We start from the raw sequence: 15804 nt of genomic DNA, 5'->3' as shown, positions 1-15804 counted from the left end.
CGTACGCGCGCGTGCCTGTTGAGATCTGTTTCCGTATCTGTGGAGCTCTGGGGGTTCGATGATCGAAATCGGCGCTGACGGTCGGACATGGCTCCTCTCCGGGCCCACCAGCAGCTACGCGCTGCGTCTCACGGACCACGACGAGCTGCTGCATCTCCATTGGGGTCCGCGGATCGCCCTGGCCGACGCCGAGGCCCTCGCGGCGGCGCCGACGCCCCCGGAGCGCCCCTTCGAGTCGTGGCTCGACGGCCGCGAGGAGTATCCGGTGGAGGGCGGGCCACGGTTCGTGCGGCCCGCGCTGTCGGTGCGCGGCGGCGGGGTGCGCGGGACGGAGTGGCGGTTCCTGCGGTGGGCCGAGGGCGCCGACGACGAACTCCAGCTGCACTTCACCGACGCCGTGCACGGCCTCCAGATCACGCTGTCGTACCGGATGCGCGGTGACGTCGTCGAGCGGTACGCCATCCTCTGCAACCAAGCACCCGCCGGGTCACCGGAGTTGGAGGTCCTGCGCGCCGACTCCGCGACCTGGACCCTGCCCCTGCGCGAGAGCTGGCGGCTCTCGCAGCTGCACGGGCGCTGGGCGGCTGAGTCCCGGCTCGTGCGGTCGCAACTCACGTACGGAGAAAGGGTCATCGGCAGTCGGCGCGGGCACACCGGGCACCAGCACCTGCCCTGGGTGGCGCTCGACGCGGACGGCGCCACCGAGGAGCGCGGCGAGGTCTACAGCTGTGCGCTCGCGTGGTCCGGGTCGTGGCGGATCTCGGTGCACCAACTCCCGGACGGTGCCGTGCAGATCACCGGCGGCAGCGGGCACGACGACTCCGGGCAGACGCTGCTTCCGCCCGGCACGGCGATCGCCACGCCGGTCTTCGCGGGGCTGTGGAGCGACGGCGGTTTCGGCGGGGCGAGCCGGGCCTGGCACGCGTACCAGCGCGCACAGGTGATCCCGGACGCGGACGAGGTGCGGCCGGTGCTCTACAACTCCTGGGAGGCCACCGGGTTCGACATCTCCGAGGAGCAGCAGCGGGCGCTCGCCGGGCGGGCCGCGGAGCTCGGCGTGGAGCTGTTCGTCGTCGACGACGCGTGGTTCGGCGCGCGCGTGTCCGACCGGGCCGGGCTCGGCGACTGGACGCCCAACCCCGACCGCTTCCCCGGCGGGCTCAAGCCGCTCGCCGACGAAGTGCACGCCCTGGGCATGCGGTTCGGGATCTGGGTCGAGCCGGAGATGGTCAACGCCGACAGCGACCTGTACCGCGCGCACCCCGACTGGGTGCAGCACCGCCCCGGCCGGGCCCGCACCGAGTTCCGCAACCAGCTCGTCCTCAACCTCGCCCGCCCCGACGTGCAGAACCACCTCTGGGAACAGCTCGACGCCCTCCTGTCCAGCGCGCCCATCGACTACGTGAAGTGGGACTTCAACCGCTGCTTCACCGATCCGGGATGGCCCGGCGAGCCCTACCCGCAGCGCCTGTGGGACGGCCACGTGCACGCCTTCTACGACCTGGTGGACCGGCTGCGGGCCGCGCACCCCGGCGTGGCCTTCGAGTCCTGCTCGGGCGGTGGCGGCCGGATCGACCTCGGCGTCCTCGCCCGCACCGACCAGGTCTGGACGTCCGACAACACCGACCCGCTGGACCGGCTCGCCATCCAGCACGGGTTCAGCCAGATCCACCCGGCGCGCGTCATGGCCGCCTGGGTCACCGACAGCCCCAACACCCAGCTCAACGGGCGCGTCAGCTCGCTGCGGTTCCGCTTCGTCAGCGCGATGGCGGGCGTGCTCGGCGTCGGCGGCGACCTGACGCGGTGGAGCGACGACGAGCTGGCCGAGGCGCGCGGCTGGGTCGAGCTGTACAAGGAGATCAGGCCCATCGTGCAGCTCGGGGAGCTGTACCGGCTGCGGGATCCGGACGGCGGGCTCTGCGCGGTGCAGTACGTCCTCGGGGACGAGGTCGTCGTCCTCGCCTGGCTTCCGGCGCAGGCGTACGGGCAGGAGACGCCGCCGGTGCGGCTGCGGGGGCTCGACCCGGCGGCCGCCTATGTGTGCCGGGAGACGGGGGCGGCGCACCGCGGCGCGGTGCTGCTGCACCACGGGCTGGGCACCGGGCTGCGGGGCGACCTGGACGCGGCCGTGTTCCGGCTCCGGCGGACCGCCGCCGTCGCAGACGCGTATTCCGGGTTGGCGCAATCTTGACCGGTGGCTTATCTCACCCCTCGTCAACCCCTTATTACGATGGCGTAGGTCACTTGTCGCCAGGAAAGATGTGACGACGTGACAGCAGAGTCGACACACTTCATCAAAAACACACCCACGGGCACTTTCACCTCCTACGCAGCGGTCGGCGACAGCTTCACCGAAGGCGTGGGGGACCCGGGACCCGACGGCACCTTCGTCGGCTGGGCCGACCGGCTCGCCGTCCTCCTCGACGACCGGGTGCCCGAGCACTCGTTCCGGTACGCGAACCTCGCCGTGCGCGGCAAGCTCCTCGACCAGATCGTCGCGGACCAGGTGCCGCGCGCCAAGGAGCTGGCACCCGACCTGGTCACGTTCGCCGCGGGCGGCAACGACATCATCCGGCCCGGCACCGACCCCGACGAGGTCGCCGAGCGGTTCGAGCGCGCCGTCGCCGACCTCGCGTCCGCCGTCGGCACCGTCGTCGTCACCACCGGCTTCGACACCCGGGGCGTGCCGCTCCTCAAGCATCTGCGCGGCAAGATCGCCACGTACAACGGCCATGTCCGCGCGGTCGCCGACCGGTACGGCTGCCCGGTGCTCGACCTGTGGTCCCTGAAGTCCGTGCAGGACCGGCGGGCCTGGGACGACGACCGCCTCCACCTGTCCGCCGAGGGGCACACCCGGGTGGCGCTGCGGGCCGCCCAGGCCCTCGGCATCGAGGTGCCCGCCGACCCGGAGCAGCCCTGGCCGCCGCTGCCGCCGCGCGGCCCCCTGGAGGAGCGGCGCGACGACATCCACTGGGCGCGTGAGCACCTGGTGCCGTGGATCGGGCGACGGCTGCGCGGGGAGTCCTCGGGCGATCATGTGGCCGCGAAGCGCCCGGACTTGATGCCGCTGTAGGCACCCGCCCCGGGCGGTCGGGCTCGACCGGTGAGGTGACAGGGCGGGAGTGGCGGACCCGCGCGCGGGCGCGCGAGTGCTGGGATGACGGCCAGCCGTCCCCTCGGGGGCGGATGACCGGCCCACCGGAAGGACTCCCACCATGTCCGCAGCTCCGCGCCCGCCCGCCCGTGACGGGGACCCAGGTCCGACCTCGACCGACCGCGCCCCGCGCCTGGCTCCAAGAGGCGTTGGCCTGGGCGGGGTGGAGGGCGGTGTCCGTCCGGACGGGGGCGCCGGTGAGGGCGGTCCGGGTGGAGGTGAGGGCTCCCTCGCGTTGGGTGGGCCGGTCGGTGTCCCCGGTTCGGGTGGGCCTGGCGGCTCCGTCGGCGTTGGTGGGCTCGTCGGGGACCGCGGCGCAGGTGCGCACGCCGGTTCCCTCGGCGTGGGTGCGCACGCCGGTTCCCTCGGCGGCGGTGGGGCCATCGGGGACCGCGGCCCGCGTGGTCCTGTTGGCTCCTTCCTGGATGGGGCAGTCGGCGTCCCCGGTCCTGGTGGGCCCACGGGCGGCCGCCCGGGCCGGGCCCTTCGCGACCTCTCCACAGGAGCCCCCGCCCGCTCCCGGTGTCCGCGCGCCTCCCTGCGCGCCCTCACTGCGGCCGTCGTCGCGCTCGCCGCACTCGGCCTGCCGTCGGCGCTCGCCACGCCCGCCGTGGCCGACGAGGCCCCTGCGGCGCCGACCCTGGCCCTCGCCGCGCCCGCGCCCGCCCCGGCTCAGGCCTCCTCCCCGCCCGCCGCCGACCCGACCCCCACCCCGTCCACCGTGACCGTCACCGGCACCGGCTCCGCGAGTGCCGCCCCCGACCTGGCCGTGGTCGGCATGGCCGTGGAGGTCACCGCGCCGACGGCGGAGAAGGCCCTCGCCGCGCAGCACGCCGCCGCGAACGCGCTGCTCGGCGCCCTGCGCGGACAGCGGGTCGCCGAACGGGACGTCCGTACGGACAACCTGGAGCTGTCGGCCGTGTACGAGAACGGCGGCGGGGCGTCCAAGCTCACCGGGTACCGGGCCGCGCAGAGCTTCAGCGTGAAGGTGCGTGAGCCGCACCGCACCGGGCGGGTGATCAAGGCGGCGGTGGCCGCGGCGGGTGACGCCGTACGGGTCAGCGGGGTGACCTTCGACCTGGCCGACGCGCGTCCCCTGCGGGCCGGGGCCCGTGAGGCCGCGCACGCGGACGCCCGCTCCAAGGCCGAGCACTACGCCGCCCTCACGGGCCGCGACCTCGGCCGCCTCGTCTCCCTCACCGAGGCCGAGTCCGGCAACCCTCGCCCCCTGACGGTGGCCCCGTCGGCCTTCACCAAGCAGGAGGGGGTGCCGGTGGCGCCGGGGGAGATCCAGGACAGTGTGTCCGTGGTGGCGGTGTATGAGTTGCAGTGAGGGGGGTGGTGGGGGCCCTGCCGGGGGCTCTCCCCAATCCCGCCCCTTCCCGAAACCGGGGCTCCGCCCCAGACCCCGCTCCTCAAACGCCGGAGGGGCTGCAAAGTGCGCCGGTGAGTTCCAGTCCGTCCGGCTCAAACGCCGGAGGGGCTAGCAAGTGTGCCGGTAAGTATCAGCCCGTCCAGCGTTTGAGGACGAGGCGCGGAGCGCCGATTCGGGGGAGGACTGGCTCACCCGCATGGGACACCCACCCTCGGGGTCCAGGGGCGGAGCCCCGGTTTCGGGAAGGGGTGGGACTGGGGCGTTCCGCGAGGGCGAGGGGCGGTGTGGCTCAGGGTTTCAAGTCTGCCGGGGAAAGGCCCAGTTCACGTGCCAGGGCCTCGTCCGCCCAGGCGCGCGTCCGTGCCCGGGACACCGAGCCGGGGTAGGCCGTCACCTGGACGGCGAGGCCGTCGAGGAAGGCCGTCAGGCGGAGGGCGGCCGCCTGCGGGTCGGAGCAGCGGAACTCACCCGCTGCCACGCCCTCGGCGATCACCTCGGCGAGCGCCGCCTTCCAGCGCCGGTCGAGATCCCGGGTGACCGACCGCAGCGCGGGCTCCCGCAGGGCCGACGCCCAGCCCTCGATCCACAGCCGCCACCCCTTGGCCGGGCCCGTCGGCGCGTACCAGCGCACCGCCGCCCGCAACCGGCGCACCGCCGACGTGCGACGGCCCAGGACCTTGTGCAGCTGCGTCAGATCGCCCTCGGCGGCGTGCGCGAACGCGGCGGCGACCAACTCGTCCTTGGTCGAGAAGTGGTACAGGACGAGCGCGTTGCTCACCCCGAGCGCGGCCGCGACATCCGCGATGCGCACGGCCGCCACACCGCGTACCTCGATCTGTTCGACGGTGGCGGTCAGCAGTTCCACCCGCCGCTCCGCCACGCTCAACCGCACTCTTGTCACGCCGTGCACCCTACCTACGCGCGTCACCCAGGGCGTATGCGCGGCAGGCACGGCGCAGGGCCCCGCGCGGGTCTCAGGGCGCCGTGCGCGGCGCGTACCAGCCGAAGCGGTCCGTGATCTCCGGGAGACGGTCCGTGGCCAGGGCGTGTGCGGCGGCACGCGGTGTCGTACCGTCCTGGCGCGCCCGGGCCAGGACCTGGCCGACCAGGGCTCGCATGGCGCGGCGGGTGTGCGCGAAGGCCTCGTCGGCCAGGGCGCTTCCGGAGGTGCCCGCCGCGGATGTGGCGCCGATGTCGCCGAACAGCGTCCACCACCACCAGGCGTTGGTCGCGGAGTTGACCACCACGTCCGGCAGGACCGTGACCCCGCGCGCGGTGAGCACCCGCTCCGCGTCCGGAAGGACCGGCATGTTGGCCGCCTCCGCGATCCAGCGGGCACGGATCCGGTCCTGGTTGGTGGTGTCGATCGCGTACGACACGGCGGCCGGTACGAGGACCTCCGCGTCGGCCGACAGCCAGGCGTCGTCGGGGAGCTCGCGGTCGGCGGGGCGCAGCGCCGCGCGGTCGACGGTGCCATAGGCGTCGCGGGCGGTCAGGAGCGCCTCCACGTCCAGGCCGTCGGGGTTGGCGATGGTGCCCTTGATGTCGGCCACCGCCACGACCGTGAGCCCGGCCCGGGCGAGGAAGCGCGCGGTGGCGCCGCCCATGGTGCCGAGCCCCTGCACGGACACACGCGCGTGTGCGGGGTCCGTGCCCGCCGCGTCGAGCGCGGTGAGCACGGACTCCGCGACACCGCAGCCCCCGACCAGCGCGTCGAGCCCGACACCGTCGACCTCGACGGCGAACGCGTCCGCGAGCCGCCGCCGGGCCGCCGCCTCGTCGTCGAGGAGCGGGTAGACGGCCTGCACGCAGGAGGTCAGACCGGCCTCGGCGGCAGCCCGGTCGACGAGGTCCTGGGTCAGGCCCAGGTCCTCGCCCATGGTCCAGAACTCCGCGATGTGGGGGCGCATCGCCCGCAGATAGCGCACGAGCACGTCGTACGCCGCCGGGTCCCGGGGATCGCAGTCGATGCCGCCCTTGGCGCCGCCGAGCGGGATGTAGCGGGCCCGGGGGTCGTAGTGCAGGGCCTCCTTCATCGTCATCCCGCGCGCGAGCCCGGCGACCTCCTCCAGGGTGCAGCCCGGCCGCATCCGCAGCCCTCCGCTGCACACCCCCCGCACCAGCCGGTCGACCACCAGGAAGCCGCGCCGGCCGGTGACGTGATCGGTCCAGGTGAGGGACAGGAAGGGCGGGGAGTCGGGGGACTGCGGGGTGGCGGGTGCGGGCACGGGGCGGCTCCTGCGGGTCTGCCGACGGGTGTCTCACCTGTGGGTGTACCACCGGTCGGTGTACTGCCTGGCGTACTACTGACTACTGACTGATCGGTCAGTAGCCAGTAGTACACCATGGCCCCTTGGGCCGTCGGCTCACCCGGTGGGCCGGGACGTCCCCGCGGGTGCGTCGCGCAGGTCGCAGGACTCCTTGAAGCCCTGACTGGTCAGCCCCATCGCGGAGTTGAACCGCGAGCGCATGTTCTCGATCGCCACCATCATGGTCAGCTCCACGAACGCGGCCTCACCGAGGCGGCCGAGCAGCCGGGCGGAGAGTTCGTCGTCGACCTCCGGCGGATTCGCGGTCATCGCCTCCGCGTACGCCATCACGTCCCGCTCCAGCGGCGTGTAGACGTCGCTCTCGCGCCACAGCGGCACGTCCCGCAGCTTGCGCGGGTCCATGCCGCGCCGCCGGCTCTCCCAGTGGCCGAAGTCCATGCACCAGGAGCAGCCGATCGTCGCCGCCGACGCCATCTCGGCCAGCGCCTTCAGGTCCTTGTCGAGCTTGCCGAACTTGGCGACGGACTGCTCGAAGCGCAGGTAGGACCAGAGGACGCGGCTGTGGTGCGCCATCGCCTTCCCCGGGTCCAGGACCTTTCCGTAAGTGCGCTTCGAGTACCACTCCATGGCGCGGAAGAAGAGAGTGCGGGGCGGGGTGAGCGAAATGCGGGCCATGGGGGCCACCTCCGGGTCGTACGCGGCGTGGTTTCGCCGTCTCGTGGAGGAGACGGAGCGAGGGTGCCCGGATGTGACATCGGGGCCGGACGCGGTCGGCAGCGGTCTGGCGGGCGCGGTGGCGCCCGGCCCCGGCGGCCGCTGCCGGAGGTGGCGCACATAATGGGGGGAGCCTGAGCAATCCTGTTTCTGGAGGTGCCGTGTCCCGGTTCTCGAGCCCCCGGCTCCGTTCACTGCGGCCCGCCGCCTTCGGGGCGGATCCCGCGGGGGAGCGGCTGGCGCGCATCCAGAGATCGCCGCACTTCGCGAACGGCTCGTTCCAGAACCCGCTGGGCGCCCGGACCAGGCCTTCCGGGTCCGCCCTGGAGTTCGCCAAGATCTACTTCCGCAAGGAGGAGCGGGTCCACCGCACCCCCTCCGACCCGATCCCGGTGCACGCGACGACGCTCGCGGACCTGGCAAGGCCCCCGGCGAGCGGCCTGCGGCTCACCTGGATGGGGCACTCCAGCGTCCTCGCCGAGATCGACGGGCGCCGGGTGCTCTTCGACCCCGTGTGGGGCGAGCGCTGCTCCCCGTTCGCCTTCGCCGGGCCGAAGCGGCTGCATCCGGTGCCGGTGCCGCTGGCGGCGCTCGGCCCCGTCGACGCGGTCGTGATCTCCCACGACCACTACGACCACCTGGACCTGCCCAGCATCAAGGCGCTCGCCGGCACGGACACCGTGTTCGCGGTGCCGCTCGGCGTCGGCGCCCACCTGGAGCGCTGGGGCGTGCCCGCGGACCGGCTGCGCGAGCTGGACTGGCACGAGTCCACGGACGTCGGCGGCCTGACCCTGACGGCGACCCCCGCGCGCCACTTCTGCGGGCGCGGCCTGCGCAACCAGCAGCACACGCTCTGGGCGTCCTGGGCCGTGCGCGGCCCCGAGCACCGCGTCTTCCACAGCGGCGACACCGGCTACTTCCCGGGCTTCAAGGAGATCGGCGCCCAGCACGGCCCGTTCGACGCCACGATGATCCAGATCGGCGCCTACTCCGACTTCTGGCCCGACATCCACATGCGCCCCGAGGAAGGCGTGCGCGCCCACCTGGACCTCCAGGGCGGCACACCGCACGGCGTCCTGCTGCCCATCCACTGGGGCACGTTCAACCTCGCGCCGCACCCCTGGGCCGAGCCCGGCGAAGGCACCCTGGCCGCCGCCCGCGCCGAGGACACCGCCGTCGCCCTGCCGATCCCCGGCGAGCCCTTCGAGCCGTCGTCCGACGACATGCCCGCGGCCCCCTGGTGGCGTGCGGTCGCCCGGGCGCCGCAGGACGCCGCGGCCGGCGCCCCGAGGGCGTGCGGACGCAAGAAGCCGACGACGCCGAGCGCGCCGGGGCACGAGGTCGCGGAAGTCGGCTGACCGCGGGGATCGGTGAGCGGGCCGCCCCGGACGTCGGCCGACCACAAGGGCCGGAGAGTCGGCTGACACGGACGCCACCCCGGGCCTGACCCTGCCCCGGAACGCATGTCCGTGCCGTTCCTCGCGCACCTGTACGAGCGTTTTCGCGCAGTCGTGCGACGCGTCATACCAGAGCGGGACCCCTGCCGCCGGAGTTTGTCAACTGCCCACCGCACTTGATGCGGTGACGACTACCGTGTGTGGCCGTCGGGCGACGCAGGGATCACATCACGGCCTGCCGGCCGGCATCGCGATGCCATCGACGAGGTGCCGCAGCGGACCGCCGCGGCGTCTCGCCCGCACGTACCGAGGACGCAGATGTCTCACCTTCGCGCACCGGCAGCACGCGCAGACCGCCGGGAGAGCGGGCGGCACGGCAGGTCCGGGAGCCGCGCCGCGCCACCGCTGCCCGAGGCGCGCATACGGCCCCAGCTCCTGCGCATCGCCGTGCTGCCCGCCGTCGCGGTCGGCCTGTGCGGCTGCGCGGCCGTGCTGTATCTGATCCGGGAGGCCGAGGCCCGGCCCCGGCCACCCCTGCTCGCCGTGCTCGGCGCCGCCGCGGTGCTCGCCCTCGCCAGCGTCGTGATCGCCGCGGTGGCTGCCGAGCGGGCCGCGCGGTCCGTGCGCGACCGCGTCGGCGTGCTCCGCCGCGCCTCCGTACGCGGCCAGGCCGACCTGCGTGAACTCGTCGAGCAACTGCGCCGGGGCGACGCACCGACCGCCCCCGGGCAGCCGCCCGCGCGGCCGGTGGACGCGGGGGACGAGTTCGGCCCGCTCGCCGAGGAGCTGTCCCGCGCGCACGACGGCGCCGTCACCGCCGTCGTGCAGGCGGCGCAGCTCTCCAGCCAGGCGGGCAGCGAGCAGAAGGTCGAGGTCTTCGTCAATCTCGCCCGGCGGCTCCAGTCCCTCGTGCACCGCGAGATCTCGCTCCTCGACGACCTGGAGAACACCGTCGAGGACCCCGAACTCCTCAAGGGCCTCTTCCACATCGACCACCTGGCCACCCGCATCCGGCGGCACGCGGAGAACCTGGCCGTGCTCGGCGGCGCCATGTCCCGGCGCCAGTGGAGCAGGCCGGTGACCATGACGGAGGTGCTGCGGTCCTCCATCGCCGAGGTCGAGCACTACTCCCGGGTGAAGCTGGTGCCGCCGATCGACGGCACCCTGCGCGGGCACGCCGTCGCCGACGTCATCCACCTGCTCGCCGAACTCGTCGAGAACGCCACCGTGTTCTCCGCCCCGCACACCCAAGTCCTGCTGCGCGCCAACCTCGTGACCGCCGGGCTCGCCGTCGAGGTCGAGGACCGCGGCCTCGGCATGCCGCTCGCCGAGCAGGCCCGGATGAACCAACTCCTGGCCGACCCCGACCAGGTCAACGTCGCCAGCCTGCTCCAGGACGGGCGCATCGGGCTCTTCGTGGTCGCCGCGCTCGCCCGCAGGCACGGCATCGCGGTACGCCTCCAGACCAACATCTACGGCGGCGTGCAGGCCGTCCTGATCGTGCCGCAGAGCCTCCTCGGCGCCGAGCAGGACGACGGGCCGACGGCTGCCCTGGGTGGCGTGGGCGCGGGCACGGGTGCCGTGGATGCGGGCGGCGGCGCGAGCGGTCTCCTGCCGGGGCCCCGGCAGGAATCCTCCGCCTACCCGGGCTCCGCCCCGGTCCCGGCCCGCGCCACCACCAAGCCCTCCACACCGGCCCCGACCACCGCCGGGGACCCGGCGTCGACCACCCCCCAGCCCCGCCATTCCCCCCAGCCCCGCCATTCCCCCCAGCCCCGCCATTCCCCCCAGCCCCGCCATTCCCCCCAGCCCCGCCACTCCACCCAGCGCCCCGCCCCGCCCGCACACGCGCAGCCGCACTCACCCTCGTACCAAGAACCCCACATCCTCCCGGAATCCCATACCCCCCAGGAATCCCTCGCCCCCCACCACTCCCACGACCCCCTCGGCCTCCAAGGGACCGGCACACTCCAGGAACCTGGCGCGCCCGCACCCCCGACGCCCCACACCCCGCGGCACGGGCACCCCGGCACCTTGGGCCCCACAGGACCCGGCACCACCACCGAGCCCGCCCCCCTGCCCGTCCGGGGACCCCGCGGCGACAGGCCCACCCCCGCCGAAGCCGTACCGGGTATCCGCCCCGAGGACCGGCAGAGCGCCATCGAGCACACCGCGACCCCGCCGCTGCCCCGCAACGGCGCGGTCCGCGGCCGGGTCGGCAGACCGCAGTTGCCCAAGCGCCGCGCCCAGGAACACCTGGCACCCCAGTTGCGCGACGCCAGGGCCCCGCGCGCGGACGACGAACACGTCGGCCACGACCCCGGCCTGATGGCCGCCTTCCAGCGCGGCATCGGCCTCGCCCAGGCCGCCGAGGCCCGCGACGTGCCCCGGGACGGCGGGGCCGGGGCGCACCCCGGACCAGGACCCACCGCGACCGCCGACCGAGGCGACCGAGCAGGCCGTGCCGACCAGGGCGGCTGACCGCGCCGGGCGCGGCGAGGGCGGCGGGCCCGCGGGAGGCACGAGCCGTGCCGGTCGCCCCGGATGTGCCCGCCGCGCCGATCAGGGTGACCGACCGCACCACCCCCGCCCCGTCTGCCCCGGCAGACCTCGAGAACTTCGAGAACCCCCGTACTTCAAGGAGTCGATCCACCATGGCGAGCGATGCGCCGACCGGCCAGGTATCCGATCTCGACTGGCTGATGAGCGGCCTCGTGCAGCGGGTGCCGCACACCCACAGCGCCGTCCTGCTCTCCTGCGACGGACTGGTGAAGTCGGTCCATGGCCTCGACCCGGACAGCGCCGACCACATGGCGGCCCTGGCCTCGGGGCTCTACTCGCTGGGGCGCAGCGCGGGCGTCCGCTTCGGGGACGGCGGGGACGTGCGGCAGGTGGTCGTGGAGCTGGACTCCACGCTGCTCTTCGTGTCCACGGCGGGCTCGGGCACCTGTCTGGCGGTGCTCGCCGGACGGGACGCGGACGCGGCGGTGCTCGGGTACGAGATGGCCATGCTCGTGAAGAGCGTGCGCCCCTATCTGGTCACAGCGCCCCGGCAGCACGCTGTCGAGCCCGCGTCGATGAGGCACTGAGGGTGGGGGCCCCGCACGACGGGCCATGGCTCGACGACGCCGCGGGGCGGCTCATCCGCCCCTACACGGTCAGTGGCGGGCGCACCAGACCGACGGCGCAGCTCGACCTGCTGTCCCAGGTGCGGACCACCGGCACCGTCCCGTCCGGCTATCTGGACCCCGAGCACGCCCTCGCGCTCGGCCTGTGCGAGGCACCCACGTCGGTCGCGGAGATCGCCGCCCAGCTGAAGCTGCCGGCCGTGGTCACCAAGGTGATCCTGTCCGACCTCGTCGACTGCGGGGCGATCACCACGAGAGCCCCGGACTTGTACCACAACCCAACCGACCGGTCCCTGTTGGAGGCAGTGCTCGATGGACTACGACGACAGCTCTGACGCCTTCCCGACCGCGCTGAAGATCTTGGTCGCGGGCGGGTTCGGGGTCGGCAAGACGACCTTCGTGGGCGCGGTCAGCGAGATCGCGCCCTTGAGTACCGAGGAGTTGCTCACGACGGTCAGCGAGGGCACCGACGACCTGTCGGGCGTGGAGCACAAGACCACGACGACCGTCGCCATGGACTTCGGACGGATCACCCTCGACCCGAAGCATGTGCTCTATCTGTTCGGCACCCCCGGCCAGGAGCGGTTCTGGTTCATGTGGGACGAGCTGTCCGAGGGGGCTCTCGGCGCGGTCGTCCTCGCCGACACCCGCCGCCTGGAGGACTGCTTCGCCGCCGTCGACTTCTTCGAGCAGCGCGGCATGGGCTTCATCGTCGCCATCAACGAGTTCGACGGCGCCCACCGCTACGAGCCCGAGGAGGTGCGCGCCGCCATCGACCTCGATCCGCAGGTGCCGGTCGTCCGCTGCGACGCCCGCATCTCCAGCTCCGGCATCCAGACGCTCCTCACCCTCGTCCGCCACCTGCTCGCCCACGCACCCGCCACGCCCACCTTCGGAGCCCGCACGACATGACCCCTGGAGCACGCCGATGACATACGAAGCGACCGGTCGGCTGCTGCTGACCCCGGTCGACAAGGAGGCGCCGACGCGGGTGCGGCGGCTGCGTGAACTGGGCCTGGGGGAGCGGTCCGAGCCCGGCCTCGACGCGTTCGCCGACCGGCTCGCGCGGGTCATGGACGCGCCCTACGCGATGGTCAACTTCATCCACGAGGAACAGCAGTTCTTCGCCGGGCTGCACCTGCCCGAGGCCGCCGAGCCGCACCCCGAGGCGACCGAGCCCCCGGCCGGAGCCGTCGGGCGCCACATGGGCCGCGAGCGCGGCTACTGCCCGCACGTCGTGGTGCGCGGCCGGGCGCTCGTCCTCGAAGACGTGGGCGACTACCCGCGGTTCGCGGGCAATCCCCTCGTCGACGAGATCGGCATCCAGTCCTACCTGGGCGCGCCGCTCACCGACCGCACGGGCCTCGTCCTCGGCACCGTGTGCGTCGCGGACGTGCGACCGCGGCCGTGGGGGCGTGCCGGGCTCGACACGATCAAGGCCATGGCGGCCGATCTGGCGGAACGCATCCAGCGGCGCGAGAACGACGGGGACGTGGACGCCCCCCTGTGACCGTCCGGCGCCCGCCGCGGCCGCGCCTCGGAACACGCGCCCTCACCACACGAGTTCCTCAGAGCACGAGCTCCTCGCCGTCGGGGAACGTGATCCGCACCGTATCGCCGCGCACGACGCAGCCGATCGCCTCCTTCAGGGCCCACGGCCGTACGTCGTCCCGGGAGAGGACGACCAGCGTGACATGGACGCTCGCGCCGCCCGGGTGAGCGCGGGCCAGCAGGTACGGCGTGGCCGAATGGGGCCCGTAGGCGTTGGCCTCCACTTCCCGGACCGTGCCCGCCGCGCCACCGGAACCCGCCGCGCCATCGGAGCCCTCCGCGCCACCGGAGCCCGCCGCGCCATCGGAGCCCTCCGCGCCACCGGAGCCCTCCGTGCCCGGTCCGGCGCCCCACCCGTGCAGCCCCACCACCGCGCTCGTCAGCCCAGCCTCCGTACGGGCGAGCGCCCACCCTGGCCCCCGCTCGACGTGCGGCGGGGTCCCGCCCGCCACCGCGTACCCGCCCTCGCGCACCGCCGCGCCCTCGGGTGCCCGCACCCGGTGGGCGCGGATCTCCCACGGGCCGTACAGGGCGCTGGTGGTGAGGATCGGGTACGTGTCCTCGGTGCCCGGGAAGCAGGCGTCGTGGCGGGACGACGCGACGCGGCCCGCGCAGGCCAGCGGGTGGACGCGACGGCGGCGCGAGGCGGTGCCGTCCGGGCTGAGCAGCGCGAGGTGGCCGTCCACGGCGCGCTCCCACGCGCGCGGGGCGGTCTCCGGGGCCGTCGCCGTGGAGTAGCCGAACTTGGCGTAGTGCGGGTCGTCCGTCGCCGGTCCCTCGGTGTCCTTGACGGGGTTGTGGTCGCTGCCGTGGTTGACCAGCCGGACGATGCCGTCGTGGCGGGTGCCGTGCAGCAGCCAGCCGGGACGTGGCAGCGCCGTGTACTGGTCGGACTCCTCGACGGGCAGCGGGAGTTCACGGTCGGTCCACACCGGGTGGTCGGCGGGCAGGAGCAGGCCGAGGAAGCCCTTGCTCGCCCAGTACGGTGACGCCGGTCCCGAGTAGGCCTGCGTGGCCGGCAGATGGGTGCCGTACCAGCCGAGCGGAAGCAGGCCCCGCTCGTCCGGGACGCCGCGCTCCACGAAGTGCCGGGCCGTGCCGGAGGCGAGGCGGCGGGTCAGGCCGGGCGCGAGCGGCGAGCAGTCCGTGAGGGCGCCCATCCACACGGGCGCGGTCGCGGCGAAGCGGTACGTGAGGGAGCGGCCCTGGTGCACGGGCGCGCCGTCGGCGCCGAAGAAGTGCGGGTACGTGGCGAGGAACCGGGCGAGGCGCTCGCGATACACCGCGCCGCGGCCGCCGTCGTGCTCCGGTCCCGTCATCCGCGCCCACAGCAGGGGGTACAGGTGCAGGGCCCAGCCGACGTAGTAGTCGAAGTTGCGGCCTTCGCCGTCGCTGTACCAGCCGTCGCCGCGGTACCAGTCCTCGATGCGGTCCAGGCCGCCGTCGATGTCGGCCTGCCGGTGCGGGGCGCCCACGGAGGCGAGGAACTGTTCGGCCACGACCTGGAAGAGACGCCAGTTGTTGTCCCAGGTGCGGGCGCCGACGAAGCCCGAGAGCCAGTCGACGACGCGCTCCCGCACCCCGCTGTCGAGCCGGTCCCAGAGCCACGGCCGGGTCTCGTGCAGGCCGATGGCGATGGACGCGGCCTCCACCATCTGCTGGGAGCAGTCGGTGAGTTCGGGCCAGGCCTCGCCGCTCCCCGCCCCGCCGTCGCGGTCCGTGCCCGCCGCCAGACCCAGCGCGTAGCGCTCCACGAGCGCGGGGTCCACGTCGCCGCCCGCTCCGGCGATCCGGAAGGCGGCGAGCAGGAAGGACCGCGCGAAGCCCTCGAGCCCGTCCGACACCACCCCCGACCAACTCCCGCGCCCCGGCAGGCGGTACTGCGCGAACCGCGGCGTGGCGTACGGCACCAGCGCCTGGAGCTGCCGGTCGGCGAGCGCCTCCCAGTGCGCGCGGGTCCAGCCGGTGAGGGGCGAGCGGACGCGGTCGGCGGGCGGGAGGGCGAGGTGGGGCGGAGTCATGGCGGGGGTCCTCGGGGTCGGAGTGCGATACGCCGTGGACAGTAAGCGTGTACTGCGGCGAGGCTGTACGCCAGAGGCCGTGGGGGAGGAAGTGCAAGGGGGTGAAGGCGAATGGCGCGCTGCTCGGCTAGTAAGCGGTTTCCGTATGTCGTTTCCGCGCGGCGCCCACCTCGCGCCGCCTCCCTTACGGCATC

General features: G+C 74.0%; 13 protein-coding genes. 9 read left to right on the top strand and 4 right to left on the bottom strand.

All coding sequences use genetic code 11. The features are described 5' to 3' along the window. Positions 1-58 precede the first annotated feature (58 nt). The 3 genes from ACZ6BG_RS33860 (at position 59) to ACZ6BG_RS33850 (ending at position 4487) form a co-directional block, all read left to right on the top strand. Positions 59-2191 (top strand): alpha-galactosidase, encoded by a 2133-nt coding sequence (locus ACZ6BG_RS33860; RefSeq protein ID WP_469008626.1) that lies wholly within the window; start codon positions 59-61, stop codon positions 2189-2191. A 78-nt stretch (positions 2192-2269) separates the two neighbouring features. Beyond that, a complete protein-coding gene (locus ACZ6BG_RS33855; RefSeq protein ID WP_469008623.1) occupies positions 2270-3073 on the top strand; it encodes an SGNH/GDSL hydrolase family protein in 804 nt (267 codons plus the stop codon). 424 nt (positions 3074-3497) lie between these two features. Then, complete coding sequence (locus tag ACZ6BG_RS33850) at positions 3498-4487, top strand: SIMPL domain-containing protein (RefSeq protein WP_469008621.1); 990 nt, start codon at positions 3498-3500, stop codon at positions 4485-4487. Between the two features lie 331 nt (positions 4488-4818). On the opposite strand, the gene ACZ6BG_RS33845 is transcribed toward ACZ6BG_RS33850, so the two are convergent. The 3 genes from ACZ6BG_RS33845 to ACZ6BG_RS33835 all read right to left on the bottom strand — a co-directional run bounded on the left by ACZ6BG_RS33845 (position 4819) and on the right by ACZ6BG_RS33835 (position 7474). Continuing rightward, positions 4819-5430 carry a TetR/AcrR family transcriptional regulator gene (locus ACZ6BG_RS33845; protein WP_469008619.1) on the bottom strand — a complete coding sequence of 204 codons (612 nt, stop codon included), beginning with the start codon at positions 5428-5430 and terminating at the stop codon, positions 4819-4821. A gap of 73 nt (positions 5431-5503) precedes the next feature. Then, on the bottom strand, positions 5504-6757 hold the full coding sequence (locus ACZ6BG_RS33840; protein ID WP_469008617.1) for a glutamate dehydrogenase: 1254 nt from the start codon (positions 6755-6757) through the stop codon (positions 5504-5506). 138 nt (positions 6758-6895) lie between these two features. Beyond that, positions 6896-7474 (bottom strand): carboxymuconolactone decarboxylase family protein, encoded by a 579-nt coding sequence (locus tag ACZ6BG_RS33835; RefSeq protein WP_469008615.1) that lies wholly within the window; start codon positions 7472-7474, stop codon positions 6896-6898. Between the two features lie 200 nt (positions 7475-7674). Here ACZ6BG_RS33835 and ACZ6BG_RS33830 point away from each other — a divergent pair, with 200 nt between their 5' ends. The 6 genes from ACZ6BG_RS33830 to ACZ6BG_RS33805 all read left to right on the top strand — a co-directional run bounded on the left by ACZ6BG_RS33830 (position 7675) and on the right by ACZ6BG_RS33805 (position 13548). Then, positions 7675-8871 (top strand): MBL fold metallo-hydrolase, encoded by a 1197-nt coding sequence (locus ACZ6BG_RS33830; protein WP_469008612.1) that lies wholly within the window; start codon positions 7675-7677, stop codon positions 8869-8871. A 357-nt stretch (positions 8872-9228) separates the two neighbouring features. Then, positions 9229-11391, top strand: a complete 2163-nt coding sequence (locus ACZ6BG_RS33825; protein WP_469008610.1) for a sensor histidine kinase — start codon at positions 9229-9231, stop codon at positions 11389-11391. A gap of 173 nt (positions 11392-11564) precedes the next feature. Further along, positions 11565-11999 carry a roadblock/LC7 domain-containing protein gene (locus tag ACZ6BG_RS33820; RefSeq protein WP_469008608.1) on the top strand — a complete coding sequence of 145 codons (435 nt, stop codon included), beginning with the start codon at positions 11565-11567 and terminating at the stop codon, positions 11997-11999. A gap of 2 nt (positions 12000-12001) precedes the next feature. Continuing rightward, the gene (locus ACZ6BG_RS33815) at positions 12002-12373 is read left to right on the top strand and encodes a DUF742 domain-containing protein (protein ID WP_469008607.1); all 372 of its coding nucleotides are present in this window, start codon (positions 12002-12004) and stop codon (positions 12371-12373) included. Next, entirely contained in the window at positions 12351-12950 is a 600-nt protein-coding gene (locus ACZ6BG_RS33810) for a GTP-binding protein (RefSeq protein ID WP_469008606.1), read from the top strand. Before ACZ6BG_RS33815 ends, ACZ6BG_RS33810 begins: the two co-directional genes overlap by 23 nt. A 16-nt stretch (positions 12951-12966) precedes the next feature. Next, positions 12967-13548: a GAF domain-containing protein gene (locus ACZ6BG_RS33805; protein ID WP_469008604.1), complete on the top strand. Its 582-nt coding sequence runs from the start codon at positions 12967-12969 to the stop codon at positions 13546-13548. A 58-nt stretch (positions 13549-13606) separates the two neighbouring features. On the opposite strand, the gene ACZ6BG_RS33800 is transcribed toward ACZ6BG_RS33805, so the two are convergent. Further along, on the bottom strand, positions 13607-15610 hold the full coding sequence (locus ACZ6BG_RS33800) for a DUF2264 domain-containing protein (RefSeq protein WP_469008602.1): 2004 nt from the start codon (positions 15608-15610) through the stop codon (positions 13607-13609). Positions 15611-15804 lie beyond the last annotated feature (194 nt).

The organism is Streptomyces sp. NPDC041205, assembly GCF_055591765.1.
The sequence above is the reverse complement of the archived record's forward strand: the minus strand, read 5'-3'. Positions and strand labels throughout refer to the sequence as shown.